Below are 14,654 nucleotides of genomic sequence, written 5' to 3'. Positions count from 1 at the left end.
CGGCGGCACGCCGGAAGGAACGTTCCGGCGCTTACTTCTTGCCGCTGGCCGCCGCGACCTCGGCTGCGAAGTCGCTTTCCTGCTTCTCGATTCCCTCACCGAGAGCATAGCGCACAAAGCCGGCGATCTTCACTGCGCCGCCGACCTTGCCCTCAGCTTCCTTCACCGCCTGCGCCACCGACTTGCCGGTGTCGTGGATGAAGGCCTGCTCGAGCAGGCAGACTTCCTTGTAGTAGGTCTTCAGGCCGGACTCGACGATCTTCTCGATCACGTTCTCGGGCTTGCCCTGCTGACGGTACTTGTCGGCGAGCACGTCCTTCTCGCGCTTGACCACGGCCGGATCGAGGCCGGACGGATCGAGCGCCAGCGGGTTGGTGGCGGCGACATGCATCGCGATCTGGCGGCCGAGGGCGGCGAGCTCGTCGGCCTTGCCCGGCGATTCCAGCGCAACGATCACGCCCATCTTGCCGGCGCCGTCGATGACCGCGCCGTGGACATAGTGCGACACCACGCCCTGCTTCACTTCGAGCGAAGCGGCGCGGCGCAGCGTCATGTTCTCGCCGATGGTGGCGATCGCGTCATTGATGGCGGCCTCGATCGTGACGTCGCCGACCTTGGCGGCCTTGATCTTCTCGACGTCAGCGCCGACGTCGAAGGCGACCTGGGCAATCATCTTGACGAGGCCCTGGAACTGGCCGTTGCGCGCGACGAAGTCGGTCTCGGAGTTGACCTCGACCACGACGCCCTTGGTGTCCTTGGTGAGCGCGCCGATCAGGCCCTCGGCCGCGACGCGGCCCGACTTCTTGGCGGCCTTCGACAGGCCCTTCTTGCGCAGCCAGTCCTGCGCCGCTTCCATGTTGCCGTCGTTTTCGGTGAGCGCGGCCTTACAGTCCATCATGCCCGCGCCGGTCGACTCGCGCAGGTCCTTGACCATCGCAGCTGTGATCGTTGCCATCGTTGAAAATCCTTTGTGCCTGCCGGTTTGCCGCGGCGTGGCATCAAATCGCCCCGCCGCGGTCCATCTCAGGGATTCGCGTCAACTGAAATGGTGGCCGGATCCTATCCGGCCAACCCATCGCTCTTTTTGACTATTCCGCTTCCGCGGTCAGCGCCTTGGCCTTGGCCACCCAGGCATCTGCGCGGCTCGGCAGACCGACTTCTTCGCCGATCTTGTGCGCGGTGTCGTGGTCGAGCTCGGCGAGCTGCCAGTAGTGGAAGATGCCGAGGTCGTTGAACTTCTTCTCGATTGCGCCCGACACGCCCGGGAGCTTCTTGAGATCGTCGGCGGTGCCGCGCGGACCGGCAAGGCCTTGGAAGCCGCTCGCCGACGAAACCGGCAGCTCTTCGGCGGCCGGACGAACCGAGGCGCCGATGTCGATGCCCGAATCGCCCTGGGCGCGCGAGATTCCGTCGATCGCCGCACGCGCGATCAGGTCGCAATAGAGCGCGATCGCACGGCCGGCGTCGTCATTGCCCGGGACCACATAGGTGATGCCCTTGGGATCCGAATTGGTGTCGACGATCGCGGCGACCGGGATGTTGAGGCGCTGGGCCTCCTGGATCGCGATGTCTTCCTTGTTGGTGTCGATCACGAAGATCAGGTCGGGCAGACCGCCCATGTCCTTGATGCCGCCGAGCGAGCGGTCGAGCTTGTCGCGCTCGCGCTGAAGCGTCAGGCGCTCCTTCTTGGTGTAGGAGCTGGCATCGCCGCCGGAGAGCACGTCATCGAGATGGCGCAGGCGCTTGATCGAGGCCGAGATCGTCTTCCAGTTGGTCAGCGTGCCGCCGAGCCAGCGCGAATTCACGAAATACTGCGCGCAGCGCTTGGCAGCGTCGGCGACGCCGTCCTGCGCCTGCCGCTTGGTGCCGACGAACAGGATGCGGCCGCCCTTGGCGACGGTGTCGCTGACCGCCTGCAAGGCGGTGTGCAGCATCGGCACGGTCTGCGCGAGGTCGACGATGTGGATGTTGTTGCGAGCACCGAAGATGAACGGTGCCATTTTCGGATTCCAGCGGTGAGACTGGTGACCAAAGTGCACGCCAGCTTCGAGCAGCTGACGCATAGTGAAATCGGGTAGTGCCATCGTTCTAATTCTCCGGTTGGTTCCTCCGGAAGCGTGTGAGCAAATCGGAGCGCTGTCGCCCCGGCTGCCACCGGACGGCCTTGTGAGCCATGCTTCCGTGTGAGATGGCGCGCTCTATAGCGCAATTTCGGCCAGAAGCAAGGAAATAAGGGCCTTTCGGGGGCGGTTTCCGCCCGCGAGAGGCCGCTATTCCGTCAATACCGCCCTACCATCTAGCACTTCGGCTGATTGGGCGGGCACTTCTTTGCGGCGGGCGGCGGGGCCGCCGGGCGTGGCGGAGGTGCCGCCGGACGCGGCGGGGCCACGGCCACCCGGGGCGGCGGCGGCGGGGGAGCCGGCCGCGCAACAGGAGGCGGTGGCGGCGCTGGACGGGCCGCAGCGACCGGCGGCGGAGCGGGCCGCGGCGGCGGAGGCGCAGCCACCCGTGGTGGCGGCGCGGATATGCGCGGCGGAGGCGGCGGGGTGGGCCGCGCCACGGCCTGAGGCTGCGGCGGCGGTGCAACAGGTCTCGCCGCCTGCGGTGGAACGGCTGATGGCCGATTCTGCGGCCTGATCGGCTCATGCGCAGCCGAGGGCGGTGGCGCAACCGGCCGTCCGACCGCAGCCGGAGGCGTGCCGGGCGACTCGCGGGTTGCGGACTTGGCGCGATCGGCAGGCCCTACCCCGGCCGGCGTCTGTGCCACCGGCGGCTTTGGCGGCTGGCCCGGCGCAACAGTCGGGCTTGTCGTGGTGGGCGCAGCCGTAGCGGCCGCATTGGGTGCACCGGGATGGCCAGGCAGCTTTGTGCCGGGGGCACCAGCCGTCGGCGCCCCCGGATGAGCTGGCGGCGTCCCTCCGGGCGCAACTGCAGTCGGCGCGGGCTTGCCACCCGGCAGGGGCCCGGCCCCGGCCGGGGTCTGTGCCACCGGCGGCTTTGGCGGCTGGCCGGGGGCAGCAGTCGGGCTTGCCGTGGTGGGCGCAGCCGTAACGGCCGCATTGGGCGCACCGGGATGGCCGGGCAGCGTTGTGCCAGGCGCTGCAGCCGTCGGCGCCCCCGGATGAGCTGGCGGCGTCCCTCCGGGCGCAACTGCGGTCGGCGCGGGCCTGCCGCCCGGCAGGGGCCCTGCCCCGGCCGGCGGCGCCGGCGGACCGCCATGGGCCCCGGGAACCGGCAGCGTGTTGGCCTGGGGCAGCTTGGCTTGCGGTGCGACCGACGGCGACGGCGCTGCGGTCGGCGCAACATTCGCCGGCGTCGCCGCTGGTGTCCCCGGCTTTGCGGTCGGCTGGATCGTCGCGCTCGGCGGCAACGGCGCCTTGCCCTGCTGGATCAGGGCGGCGCGCTGCATCACCGCCTGCGGCACGGCAGGCGCCACCGGGTTGGCGCGGCCGGCAACCGCCGGCGCCAGATTGGCCGGTCCTGCGCCGGCTCCGGCAGCAGGCGCCGGTGCCGGCGCCTGGTTGATCACGGTGTTGATGACCGTGGTGTTATGGATGTTCTGGTAGATGATGTTGTTCGGCGGCGGCGCGACATAGACCGGCGGGCTGTAGAACGCCGGGATCGGCACGAACACGGGCTGCGGCAGCACGAACAGGCCGACCACGGGCAGCGGCGGCGGCAGCACGACGAAATCCGGCGGCGGCGGCGGCAGATAGTAGACCGGCGGCGGCGGCGGCGGCGCGAAGCCGAAATCGGGGTCGCTGAAATACAGCACCGGGCGATCGACATAGACCACCTCCTCCGGCGGCGGTGGCGGCACGTCGTAATCCAGCATGGCAAAGCTCGGCGGCGGCTCGAGCGGCGCGGTCAGGATCGCAAGCCTGCGCCGTGCGTCGCCGGCATGAGGCCCGCGCGGATAGCGGCGCAGATAGGACCAGTAAGCGTCCGGCGTGTCGGCACGATAGGTCCGCCGCCAGGTGATCGCCTCGCGGCGCGCCGCGACGATCACCATCACGCGCTTGGACATCGGATCGTTCGGATAGGCCGCGAGAAACTCCTCATAGGCCGGCAGCGTGTCGCGCGAGAGCGCGGCAGCATAAGCATCCTGCGCACCGAGATCGCGGATCGGCTTGCTGCGGATCGCGGCGACCTGGTCCGGTGCCGTCTCCGGCGGCGGCGCATCGGGCCCGCGCTCGAAGAAGGAGAATGGCGCCGATATCTTCTGCTCGTTCCAGGGCACCTGCGCGCCCTTGCTGGCCTCGTTGACACGCAGGCGGACGCGGTCGAACACGTCAGCCAACGACAACCCGCCGGTGCGGATCATCTCCGCCAGCGACTGCGCGTAGATGCCATAGGGTCCCGGCTCCTCGGGCGCCACCGTGCCGGGCGCGGCATTGAACGCGATCAGCATGTTCGGATCGGGCTCGACCAGCGCCAGCCCGCTCGCGATCGGCTGCCCGCCCTCGATGAAAGGCTGCGCGCGGGCTGCATCGAGCACGACGATGTTGGCCTTGAGCGGAATGGCCGCAAGCTGGCGTGCATAATCGCTGATGCGCAAGGCCTCGGTCGGAATGTCGGTGTCGCGGGTGATGTTGGAATCGACCGGGATGAAATAATTCTCGCCGGCGAGCTGCACGCCATAGCCGGCCAGATAGACCATCGCGACGGTGCCGGGTCCCGACGCCTGCGCCTTCTGGACGAAGTCGCGAAAACTCTTGCGCAGCGTGTCGCCGTCGAGATCGCGGGCGCCGACGACGTCAAAGCCCGCCGCCTGCAGCGTCTGCGCGATCAGGCCGGCATCGTTCGCGGTCGTCGCCAGCGGCGACTTGGCATAGGCGGCGTTGCCGACCACGAGCGCGATGCGCTTTTCCTGCTGCTGCGCACGCGCCCGCTGCGGCGCGCCCGCGGCAAGGACCACGATCGGCAGGAGAAGGCAGATGAAGACTTTGAGCGTCCCACGCATGGCTTGTGCCCGCTTCTGTTGTTGAGGTGCCGCCGCGCATCAGGCGCGCGGCCAGCTGAATGGCAGTTGAACGAAAGGCGTGGTCACGAAAGGCTTGGATTGAGGCGGTGACATGGCGCCTGCCGACCACAGCCCTGTTGCGTCAGTTCCGCGTAAGCCTCACGACCATAAGACGGCAGGAGCGGCCAGTTCGCTCAGCCCTGCGCAATCAGATCGACCGTCCCGGTCGTGAGCCGGTAGATGCCGCCGACGACCTTGATCTTGCCCTGCTCGGCAGCTGCATTGAGGATCGGCGCGGCCGATTTCAGCTTGGCGACGTTGTCGACAACGTTCTGCCGGATCGCCTTGTCGAGCACGTTACCACCCTGCTGCATTGCAGCCTTTGCAGCGGGCGCGATCGCATCGACCAGCGAAGGGATGTGTCCCGGCGGCGGCTTGTCGTCCTTGATCGCCTTCAGCGTCAGCCTCGCGCTCATGCTTGAAATCGTGACGCCGCGACACACCGTCAACGTAGCGCGCATTCCCCTCCATCAGCCGCTTCAACGAAGCGTCGGGCGACAGCACGTTCTGCGGCTTGGGCGGCGGCTTGGTCTCTTTCGCGAAAGCTTTTCCGGCGAAAGCCAGGCCGATCGCAGAGACGGTGACGTGGACAAACGATCTCCGCGAAGGGCCAATGTGGACGCCACGACCATTGGCGCAATTCTCGCACATGCATTGCTCCTGCCCATCGCGCCGCCCTCGTTAATGGAGCGGCTATCGTTCCGTGCATCTTACTCGACAGCCTGCAACTCCGCGAGCAGAATCAGCGCAAGGTTGCAACCGATCCATTATGACACTTGTCGAATGACGGCCCGTCGCAACGCGCGTATGGCAGCTACAGCTGCTGCACGTCCACCACGCCCGCGACCGCCTTGATCGCGCCGGCGATCTGCGGCGAGACCTTGAACCGGCCGGGCAGCTTCATCTCCACCTCGGTCTCGAGGTCGAGCATCAACACCAGCGAGACCTCGCCGTCGCCATTGGAGCGCGGCGCGATGCCGGGACTGCCGACCTTCGGCGCGGCGCCGTTCGAGGCCGCGATCTCGGGTCCGGCGAGACGCTTGGCGATCGAGTCGAGCGGCTTGGTGTCGCGCAGGAAGATGCGCAGGCCCTTCTGCGTCTTGGCCGCAGCGTCGTCGAGCGGCTCGGCATGCAGCACGCGCGCGCGCACGTCCTCGCCCTGGAGCTCGGCACCGAGCTGGAGCAGCACCGCGGCGCCCGGCTCCAGCACGTCGCGATATTGCGCGAGGCCTTCGGAGAACAGCACCGCCTCGAAATGCCCGGTCGGGTCCGACAGGCCCATGATGCCCATCTTGTTGCCGGTCTTGGTGCGCCGCTCCATGCGCGACACAACGGTCGCCGCGACCTTGCCGGCGGTGGCGCCGGTCTTCACCGCGCGCGAGAACTCGGCCCAGCTCTGCACGCGCAGCCGCTTCAGCACAGTGGCGTAATCATCGAGCGGATGTCCCGACAGGAAGAAGCCGATCGCGTCGTATTCGCGGCGCAGCCGCTCGGCCGGCAGCCACGCCTCGATCTGCGGCAGCATGATGGTCGGCGCGTCGGCCGAGCTTCCGAACATGTCGTTCTGGCCGATGGTCGCGGCTTCGTGCGCGCGCTGGCAAGCGGCGAGGATCGCGTCCGCACCGGCGAAGACCCGCGCCCGGTTCGGCTCCAGCGTATCGAAGGCGCCGGCGGCGGCCAGACTTTCGATGATGCGCTTGTTGATCGCGCGCGGATTGACCCGCGCGGCGAAGTCGGCGAGCGAGGTGAAAAGACCGTTCTTCGTGCGCTCCTCGATGATCTGCTCGATCGCCTGGATGCCGACGCCCTTCAGCGCTGCGAGCGCATAGTAGATCGTCTTCTCGCCGACCTCGAAGGTCGCGCCGGAGCGGTTGATGTTCGGCGGCTCGACCTTGATGCCGAGGCGCTGCGCCTCGGAGCGGAATTCGGAGAGCTTGTCGGTGTTGTTGAGATCGAGCGTCATGGACGCTGCGATGAACTCCACCGGATAATGCGCCTTCATGTAGGCGGTGTGGTAGGACACCAGCGCATAGGCCGCCGCGTGGCTCTTGTTGAAGCCGTAGTCGGCGAACTTGGCGAGCAGCTCGAAGATGGTCTCGGCCTGCCCCTTCGGCACGCCGTTTTTGACCGCGCCGGCGACGAAGATGTCGCGCTGCTTGTCCATCTCGGCGCGGATCTTCTTGCCCATGGCGCGGCGCAAGAGGTCGGCGTCGCCGAGCGAATAGCCCGACATCACCTGCGCGATCTGCATCACCTGTTCCTGGTAGATGATGACGCCGAAGGTTTCCTTCAGGATCGGCTCCAGCACGGGATGCAGATATTCCGGCTCCTCGTCGCCGTGCTTGCGCGCGCAATAGGTCGGGATGTTCGCCATCGGGCCCGGGCGATAGAGCGCGACCAGCGCGATGATGTCCTCGAAACGGTCCGGGCGCATGTCGACCAGCGCCCGCCGCATGCCCTGGCTTTCAACCTGGAACACGCCGACCACCTCGCCGCGCGCCAGCATCTGGTAGCTCTCGGCATCGTCGATCGGCAGCGTGGCGAGATTGATGTGGATGTCGCGCGGCTTGAGCAGCTTGCAGGCGACATCGAGCACGGTCAGCGTCTTCAGACCGAGGAAGTCGAACTTCACGAGGCCCGCCGGCTCGACCCATTTCATGTTGAACTGGGTCACCGGCATATCCGACTTCGGATCGCGGTACATCGGCACCAGTTCGCTCAAAGGCCGATCGCCGATCACGATGCCGGCCGCGTGGGTCGAGGCGTGGCGGGTCAGGCCTTCGAGGCGCTGCGCGATGTCGAAGGCGCGCGCCACCACCGGGTCCTCGTCGCGGAACGCCTGGAGCTTCGGCTCGCTCTCGATCGCGGCAGCCAGCGTCACCGGCGCCGCCGGATTCTGCGGCACGAGCTTCGTGAGCTTGTCGACCTGGCCATAGGGCATCTGCAGCACGCGGCCGACGTCGCGCAGCACACCGCGCGCCTGCAGCGTACCGAAGGTGATGATCTGGGCGACCTGGTCGCGGCCGTAGCGCTGCTGGACGTACTGGATCACCTCGCCGCGGCGGTCCTGGCAGAAGTCGATGTCGAAGTCCGGCATCGAGACGCGTTCGGGATTGAGGAAGCGCTCGAACAGCAGGCCGAACTTGATCGGATCGAGGTCGGTGATGGTCAGCGCCCAGGCGACCAGCGAGCCTGCGCCGGAGCCGCGGCCCGGCCCGACCGGAATCCCTTGCGACTTCGCCCATTTGATGAAGTCGGAGACGATCAGGAAGTAGCCCGCGTACTTCATGCGCATGATGACGTCGAGCTCGAACGCCAGACGCTTGTTGTAGGCCTCTTCCGTCGTGCCTTGCGACAGGCCGTGCACGCGCAGGCGGTTGGCGAGCCCCTCCTCCGCCTGCCGCTTCAGTTCGGCCGCCTCGACCGCGGCGGCGTCCGAGCTCGCCGCGGCGCCGACGGTGAAGAACGGCAGGATCGGCTTGCGCGTCATCGGACGAAACGAGCAGCGCTCGGCGATCTCGACCGTGGAGGCCAGCGCCTCCGGAATGTCGGCGAACAGCACCGCCATCTCGGCGCGGGTCTTGAAGCGATGATCGGGCGTGAGCTGCACGCGATCGGTCTCGGCGATCAGCCGGCCGCCGGCGATGCACAGCAGCGCGTCATGCGCTTCGTAGTCGTCGGTCGACGCGAAATACGGCTCGTTGGTCGCAACCAGCGGCAGGCCCTTCGCATAGGCAATGTCGATCAAGCCGCTTTCGACGCGCCGTTCCTTGTCGGTGTTGTGGCGCTGCAATTCGATATAGAGCCGATCGCCGAACAGGCCGGCCAGACGTTCGCAGCGCGCGGCCGCGAGATCGGCGTGGCCGCCGGCAAGCGCCAGCGAGATCGGCCCGTCGGGGCCGCCCGTGAGCGCGATCAGACCCTCGGTCTCGCCTTCGAGCCAATCGAACTTGATGAACGGGGCGTGGCTGTCGGGCGTTTCCAGGAACGCCCGCGAATTGAGCCGCATCAGACTGCGATAACCGCGCTCCTGCGCCGCCAGCAGAACGACGCGCGACGGGCCAATGGAGTTGCGTGCATTGGGATCCTGGTCTGCGAAGTCGATCGCGAGCTCGCAGCCGACGATCGGCTGGATCCCGGAGCCCGCCATCTTGTCGGAGAACTCCAGCGCCCCGAACAGATTGTCGGTGTCGGTCAGCGCAAGGGCCGGCTGATGATCTTTCTTTGCAAGCTCGGCGAGCTTGGCGATCTTGATCGAGCCCTTGAGCAGCGAATAGGCCGAGTGAACGTGAAGGTGGACAAATCCGGCGCTCGGCATGGTCGCGTGACGGCCTCTTGCAGATGAGATGGAGCGGTCGCCGGCTCCGAGGGGATCATGCACCCGCCATCCGCCTCTCTTGCCGACTCGCTTCACAATGGTGGGGTCTCGCGCCGCCAGAGTCCACGCCGGAGCGGCCGCTTCGCCGCGTCGTCCCGCTTTTCCCCAAGGGGGCACCGGTGAAGAGCAGCACCGGTTTACAAAACCGCAGGTCTAGAGCTGCGGTATGACCTGGGCCCAGATCGCGATCATCCCGACGAACAGCGTGATGGACGCCAGTGCAGCCGCCTCTTCCACGAAAATCCTGAACATGGTCTCGCTCCCTTGCTAGAACGTATGAAGAACATTGTTCTCATTTCGTTCACGGGAGTCAAGCCTGGCTCGTAATCTCGCAACGCGATGGTTAACTCGCTGAATTCACGCAATAAAAAAAAGCCCCGGCCGATGGCCGGGGCTTTCGATAGCCGCTCAAAAGAGCGATCGGTATCAGTAACGGCCGAGGATCGGGCCGCCGAACTTGTAGTTCAGGCGGACGAGGCCCATGTCGACGTCCTGACGGATGCGCTCGGTGCCAGCGAAGCCGGCAAAGGTGACATCCTTGTCCGACAGGAAGATGTGGTTGTACTCGACGCCAACCGACCAGTTCGGCGCGAAGCCGTACTCGAGGCCGGCACCAACCGTGCCACCCCAACGGGTGTCGCTGGTCGACGCGAGCAGCCCGCCGCCGAGGCCATAGATCTCGTACTTGTCGCTGACCACAGCCGCACCGCCCTTCACGTACACGAGGACGTTGTTCCAGGCATAACCGACCTGGCCGGTGATCAGGCCGAACGCGTCCATCTTCGTGCGATTACGAGTGGCGAACAGCGCGCTCAGATTGTCGCCGGAGAAGTCGGCCCAGTTGCCCTGGCCTTCCACGCCGAACACCCACTGGCCCGACTGCCAGCGATAGCCGATCTGGCCACCGACCGTGCCGCCGGTCGCATCGTGCGAACCCTCGCGACCAACGCCGACGAAGTCCCAGGTCGCGTGCGACGAACCACCGCCGCCGTTGATGCCGATGTAGAAGCCGCTCCAGTCGTAGATCGTGGCGACCATCGCGGGTGCCTTGGTGTACGGACGCGCCGCGAGGTCGGCAGCCAGCGCCGGTGCAGCTGCGCTGAGCGCGACGAGGCTCACAGCGGCAAGCAACAAATTCTTCTTCATTTCAATCCCGTTCCAGTTTCGTCGTTAGGCCCCCTGGCCGTGGTGTCGTCATAACAGTGATCGACGGAATTGCTGTAACCTCGACGCAACAGTTCACGCCAAAGGCCCGCGCTTCATTAATGAAGATTTATCAGAGCGCGCTGGAAACCCTTTGAAACAAGAGTTTTCAGCAGTTCCAATGTCGACGAGACGAGATAAACTGCATGCGCGCGTAACATCGTCGCGCGCACAATTGTGTGATTGGAGATTACGAATGCGAGCACGAATTGCTTTCCCCATTGCCGCCACATTTTCGCTCGCAATCGCCACATTTGCGCTCAGCGCAAGCACGCCCGCGCGCGCATTTGGTACGCATCACGCGTTCTGCCTTACGGGTGATGAATGGCCGGGACTGAGCAATTGCAGGTTCGACACCTACGCGCAGTGTCAGGCAAGCGCATCGGGCCGCGCGCTGACCTGCATCGCCAATCCCTATTTCGGCGGACAGAGTGACGATCCCTACGCGTATCAGAATCGTCCGCGCACGCTTGCGCCGGGCTACGGCCTATCGCGGTGAGATGCGCAGCGCCTGGCTAGCAGTCGGCACACGCAAATCGGGACGCTGATATGCGGCCCGCCCTGCGCTGAGCCTGAAGTGTTGACGCAGACTGATCCGGGTTTAAGTACGACAGAGAAATCTTGCAGGGATGGCGACGTTCGCTGGGCTGGTTCCCGTTGACGCCAGCAATGCAGGACTCATGACGATCTCGCCTCACGCGACCTCGCCCCGCGCCAATTCAACCGCGGCCGCCACTCCCCCTCACCTCGCTATCGTCCTCGTCTCGCTCGCGATGGGCGGCTTTGCGATCGGGACCACCGAATTCGCATCGATGAGCCTGCTGCCGTTTTTCGCCGCCGACCTCCACGTCGACGAGCCGACCGCAGGGCACGCGATCAGTGCTTACGCGCTCGGAGTCGTGCTGGGCGCGCCGCTGATCGCGGTGCTGGGTGCCCGCTTCGCCCGGCGCACGCAGCTGCTCGTCCTGATGGCCGTGTTCGCGTTCGGCAACGCGCTCACCGCGCTCGCACCCGACTTCGGCTGGATGATCGCGGCGCGCTTCCTCTCGGGGCTGCCGCACGGCGCCTATTTCGGTATCGCCGCGCTGGTCGCGGCTTCGCTGGTTCCGCAACAGCGCCGCTCGCAGGCGATCGGCCAGGTGATGCTTGGCCTGACCTGCGCCACCATCATCGGCGTGCCGCTGGCCAATCTGATCGGTCAGGCGGTCGGCTGGCGCGCGAGCTTTGGTCTCGTGTCGGCGCTGGCGCTGCTCACCGTGCTGCTGTGCGGCCTGTTCGCGCCGCGCGACCGGGCCGGCAGGTCCGATCCGTTGCGCGAGCTCGGCGCTCTCAGAAGCGGCCGCGTCTGGATCACGCTGGCAATCGGCGCCATCGGCTTTGGCGGCATGTTTGCCGTCTACACCTATCTTGCGACGACGCTGATCGAGGTCACCAGGGTCAGCCCCGCGGCCATTCCGTTCTTCCTCGCCGTATTCGGTATCGGCGCTACGCTCGGCAATCTGTTCGTGCCACGCTTTGCCGACCGCGCCCTGATGCCGACGGCGGGCATCATCCTGCTGTTTGCAGCCGTCGCGCTGCTGGTGTTTCCGCTTGCCGCCCACAATCCCTGGCTACTGGCGGCCGACGTTTTCGCCATCGGCACCAGCGTTTCGCTCGGCGCCATCCTGCAAACGCGGCTGATGGACGTCGCAGGTGACGCGCAGGCGCTCGCGGCCGCGCTGAACCATTCGGCGTTCAACACCGCCAACGCGCTCGGCCCCTTCCTCGGCGGCCTTGCGATCCGCGAAGGGCTAGGCTGGACCTCGACCGGTCCCGTCGGCGCTGCACTCGCGCTTCTCGGTTTGCTGATCTGGGCCGTCGCGCGGCGCGATGCCGGACCTGCTCCGGTCGGACTCACCGCGCGAGGCGACGCTGCTCCGCTCGCGCCGTCGCTGGCTCCGGATCTCCGAAGCCGTTCGGCGGTTCACGAGGATTCCGTGGCATGACGTCACCACGGCCCAGGCGAAGCTTCGAAATAAAGCGTCAATCGGCGTGCCACCGCAAGTTGTGAAAGTGCCAAGCGTCGTATAGCGTCGACATCGGTTTGCACCGCATAGTCGATCATTTCATGCTAGCCCGTATCCTGCTCGTCGTCGCCGCGCTCTCGCTTCCCGGCGCATTGCGCGCGGAAATACCGTCCGAGAAAGCCGGATTTGCGTCCACGCTGACGATCTATCTCGCCAAGGGGCGCCTGATGCGTGCGGGCCGGGCTGCGACCGCTGGATCGCCATCGAGGGTGAGATCGATGGCGATGCCGCGCCGCGCATTCGCCGCTTCCTCGCCGCCTTGTCGGCGCTCAACCCGATCAGCCCCTGGTCGGCCACGGTGCCGAACGTCAGCGTACCCGCTCCGGCTGCCGCAGTGCCGTAAGCGCGGGGCCGAAATGTCCACTTGCGATATATAGACCAATTGGTCTATATATCCACGATGGCCCGCCAGACCCCGATGCAATCGCCCCGCGGCCGACCGCGCAGTTTCGACATGGACGCGGCCGTCGCATGCGCGATGGATGTGTTCTGGTCGCGCGGCTATCACGCCACCGCGCTGCCGGACCTTCTTCGCGCGACCAAACTGTCGCGCGGCAGCCTCTACGCCGCGTTCGGCGACAAGCACACGCTGTTCCTGCTCGCGCTCGACCGCTACATCGCCGAAGCCATCACACGGATGGACGTCGAACTCGCCACGGACAGGGATCCGGTCGATGGCTTGCGGGCTTTCCTTGCCGGCTATGTCGACCGCACCAGCGGCCCCCATGGACGCCGCGGCTGCCTGCTTGTGGCCACGGCCATGGAACTGGCCGGGCAGGACGCCGAGGTCGCGCGACGCGCCGCGGGTTTCTTCAAGACGATGGAGACGAGGCTGGTGGATGCATTGTCCCGTGCCAAGACGGCAGGCAGGCTGGCCGACGGCGTCGAGCCTGCAAGCGCCGCCCGCATTCTCGTCTGTTTCGTCGAAGGGCTGCGCGTGGTCAGCAAGACGGCGCCGGCACGGGCCGCATCGCAAGCTACCGCTGACGCCCTGCTCGACCGCTTCGTGAGGTAACCATTCGCAGACGCCCTCCGGCATTGGCGCGTCGATATTTAGACCGATCGGTCTTGAAAGGAACAATGCAATGTCCGCGATCCAGATCATCTGCGCGGTGGCCGTCTCCCTGCTCTGGGGCTATCAGTTCGTGGTCATCAAGGTCGGCGTCACGGAATTTCCGCCCCTCTTCTTCCTCGCCCTGCGCTTCCTGGCGATCGCGCTGCTGCTCGTTCCGTTCGTCAAAAGACCCACGCGCCAGCAGCTCGGCCCTGTCGCAGCCATTTCGATTTTCCTCGGTGGGCTGAACTTCGGGTTGTTCTATGTCGGCCTTGGGCTCGGCTCGGGAAGCATGTCGGCCGTTGCCTATCAGCTCGCCCCGCCCTTCACCGTCCTGCTGGCCTGGCCGCTGCTCGCGGAGCGGCCGTCGCTCGCCAGCTCTGCCGGCGTGGCGCTCGCATTCCTCGGCGTGATCGTGCTCGCAGCGGGGCCCGGCCTGTCGGCAAAACCGCTTCCGCTGCTGCTGGTGGTCGGGGCCGCCTTCGCATTCGCCGTGTCCAACGTCCTGACGAAACGCTACGGCCCCTTCGATCCCCTGATGTTGATGGGATGGTCGTCGCTGCTCACCGTGCCACAGGTGATGCTGATGTCGCTACTGCTTGAATACGGTCAGGCGACGAGCCTCGGCACGGCGGACGGACGTGGCTGGCTGGCGCTCGCCTACACCATCTTCATCGGCGGAATTGTGGGGTTTGGCCTTTGGTTCTGGCTGATCGCCCGTTGCTCCATGGGCCGCGTCGCTCCTTTCGGCCTGCTGCTTCCTGTGTTCGCCTTGATGTCGAGCGTGATCTTCCTCGGCGAGCAGGTGACGCCGAAACTGATCGTCGGCGGGCTGCTCGCACTATCCGGCGTCGCCATGACGCAAATGAAGCTGGAGCGTTCAAGCGGCATGGCGCCGAGCTCCCGGGAACGTTGATCCGGAATCCCGCT

Annotated in this window: 9 protein-coding genes and 1 pseudogene; 4 read left to right on the top strand and 6 right to left on the bottom strand. The window is 66.4% G+C overall.

Annotated elements, in window-relative coordinates:
• Window positions 1–31: 31 nt before the first annotated feature.
• The 6 genes and pseudogenes from tsf to GGD63_RS00395 form a co-directional block, all read right to left on the bottom strand.
• Window positions 32–955 carry a translation elongation factor Ts gene (gene tsf, locus GGD63_RS00420; RefSeq protein WP_183238949.1) on the bottom strand — a complete coding sequence of 308 codons (924 nt, stop codon included), beginning with the start codon at window positions 953–955 and terminating at the stop codon, window positions 32–34.
• A gap of 133 nt (window positions 956–1,088) precedes the next feature.
• A complete protein-coding gene (locus GGD63_RS00415; RefSeq protein WP_183238948.1) occupies window positions 1,089–2,084 on the bottom strand; it encodes a 30S ribosomal protein S2 in 996 nt (331 codons plus the stop codon).
• A 212-nt stretch (window positions 2,085–2,296) separates the two neighbouring features.
• The gene (locus GGD63_RS00410; RefSeq protein ID WP_183238947.1) at window positions 2,297–4,963 is read right to left on the bottom strand and encodes a caspase family protein; all 2,667 of its coding nucleotides are present in this window, start codon (window positions 4,961–4,963) and stop codon (window positions 2,297–2,299) included.
• 194 nt (window positions 4,964–5,157) lie between these two features.
• A pseudogene (locus tag GGD63_RS00405) lies at window positions 5,158–5,674 on the bottom strand (carbonic anhydrase).
• Between the two features lie 163 nt (window positions 5,675–5,837).
• Window positions 5,838–9,341, bottom strand: a complete 3,504-nt coding sequence (dnaE, locus tag GGD63_RS00400) for a DNA polymerase III subunit alpha (RefSeq protein WP_183238946.1) — start codon at window positions 9,339–9,341, stop codon at window positions 5,838–5,840.
• A gap of 486 nt (window positions 9,342–9,827) precedes the next feature.
• On the bottom strand, window positions 9,828–10,547 hold the full coding sequence (locus GGD63_RS00395) for an outer membrane protein (protein ID WP_183238945.1): 720 nt from the start codon (window positions 10,545–10,547) through the stop codon (window positions 9,828–9,830).
• A gap of 253 nt (window positions 10,548–10,800) precedes the next feature.
• Here GGD63_RS00395 and GGD63_RS00390 point away from each other — a divergent pair, with 253 nt between their 5' ends.
• From GGD63_RS00390 to GGD63_RS00375, 4 genes are all read left to right on the top strand, one after another.
• A complete protein-coding gene (locus tag GGD63_RS00390) occupies window positions 10,801–11,103 on the top strand; it encodes a DUF3551 domain-containing protein (protein ID WP_183238944.1) in 303 nt (100 codons plus the stop codon).
• Window positions 11,104–11,284: 181 nt separating this feature from the next.
• Window positions 11,285–12,589, top strand: a complete 1,305-nt coding sequence (locus GGD63_RS00385; RefSeq protein ID WP_183238943.1) for an MFS transporter — start codon at window positions 11,285–11,287, stop codon at window positions 12,587–12,589.
• Window positions 12,590–13,088: 499 nt separating this feature from the next.
• The gene (locus GGD63_RS00380) at window positions 13,089–13,685 is read left to right on the top strand and encodes a TetR/AcrR family transcriptional regulator (protein ID WP_183239659.1); all 597 of its coding nucleotides are present in this window, start codon (window positions 13,089–13,091) and stop codon (window positions 13,683–13,685) included.
• A 70-nt stretch (window positions 13,686–13,755) separates the two neighbouring features.
• The gene (locus tag GGD63_RS00375; protein ID WP_183238942.1) at window positions 13,756–14,640 is read left to right on the top strand and encodes a DMT family transporter; all 885 of its coding nucleotides are present in this window, start codon (window positions 13,756–13,758) and stop codon (window positions 14,638–14,640) included.
• The last annotated feature ends 14 nt before the right edge of the window (window positions 14,641–14,654 follow it).

Origin of the sequence: Bradyrhizobium sp. cir1 (assembly GCF_014198245.1) — a bacterium.
In the GTDB taxonomy this organism is placed as follows: domain Bacteria; phylum Pseudomonadota; class Alphaproteobacteria; order Rhizobiales; family Xanthobacteraceae; genus Bradyrhizobium.
This window is presented reverse-complemented; position numbering and strand designations above follow the sequence as displayed.

What these genes read in the sequence shown, in the direction of transcription:
- tsf (WP_183238949.1), bottom strand. Translation starts at nt 955, where the DNA reads ATGGCAACGATCACAGCTGCGATGGTCAAGGACCTGCGCGAGTCGACC.
- GGD63_RS00415 (WP_183238948.1), bottom strand. Translation starts at nt 2,084, where the DNA reads ATGGCACTACCCGATTTCACTATGCGTCAGCTGCTCGAAGCTGGCGTG.
- GGD63_RS00410 (WP_183238947.1), bottom strand. Translation starts at nt 4,963, where the DNA reads ATGCGTGGGACGCTCAAAGTCTTCATCTGCCTTCTCCTGCCGATCGTG.
- dnaE (WP_183238946.1), bottom strand. Translation starts at nt 9,341, where the DNA reads ATGCCGAGCGCCGGATTTGTCCACCTTCACGTTCACTCGGCCTATTCG.
- GGD63_RS00395 (WP_183238945.1), bottom strand. Translation starts at nt 10,547, where the DNA reads ATGAAGAAGAATTTGTTGCTTGCCGCTGTGAGCCTCGTCGCGCTCAGC.
- GGD63_RS00390 (WP_183238944.1), top strand. Translation starts at nt 10,801, where the DNA reads ATGCGAGCACGAATTGCTTTCCCCATTGCCGCCACATTTTCGCTCGCA.
- GGD63_RS00385 (WP_183238943.1), top strand. Translation starts at nt 11,285, where the DNA reads ATGACGATCTCGCCTCACGCGACCTCGCCCCGCGCCAATTCAACCGCG.
- GGD63_RS00380 (WP_183239659.1), top strand. Translation starts at nt 13,089, where the DNA reads ATGCAATCGCCCCGCGGCCGACCGCGCAGTTTCGACATGGACGCGGCC.
- GGD63_RS00375 (WP_183238942.1), top strand. Translation starts at nt 13,756, where the DNA reads ATGTCCGCGATCCAGATCATCTGCGCGGTGGCCGTCTCCCTGCTCTGG.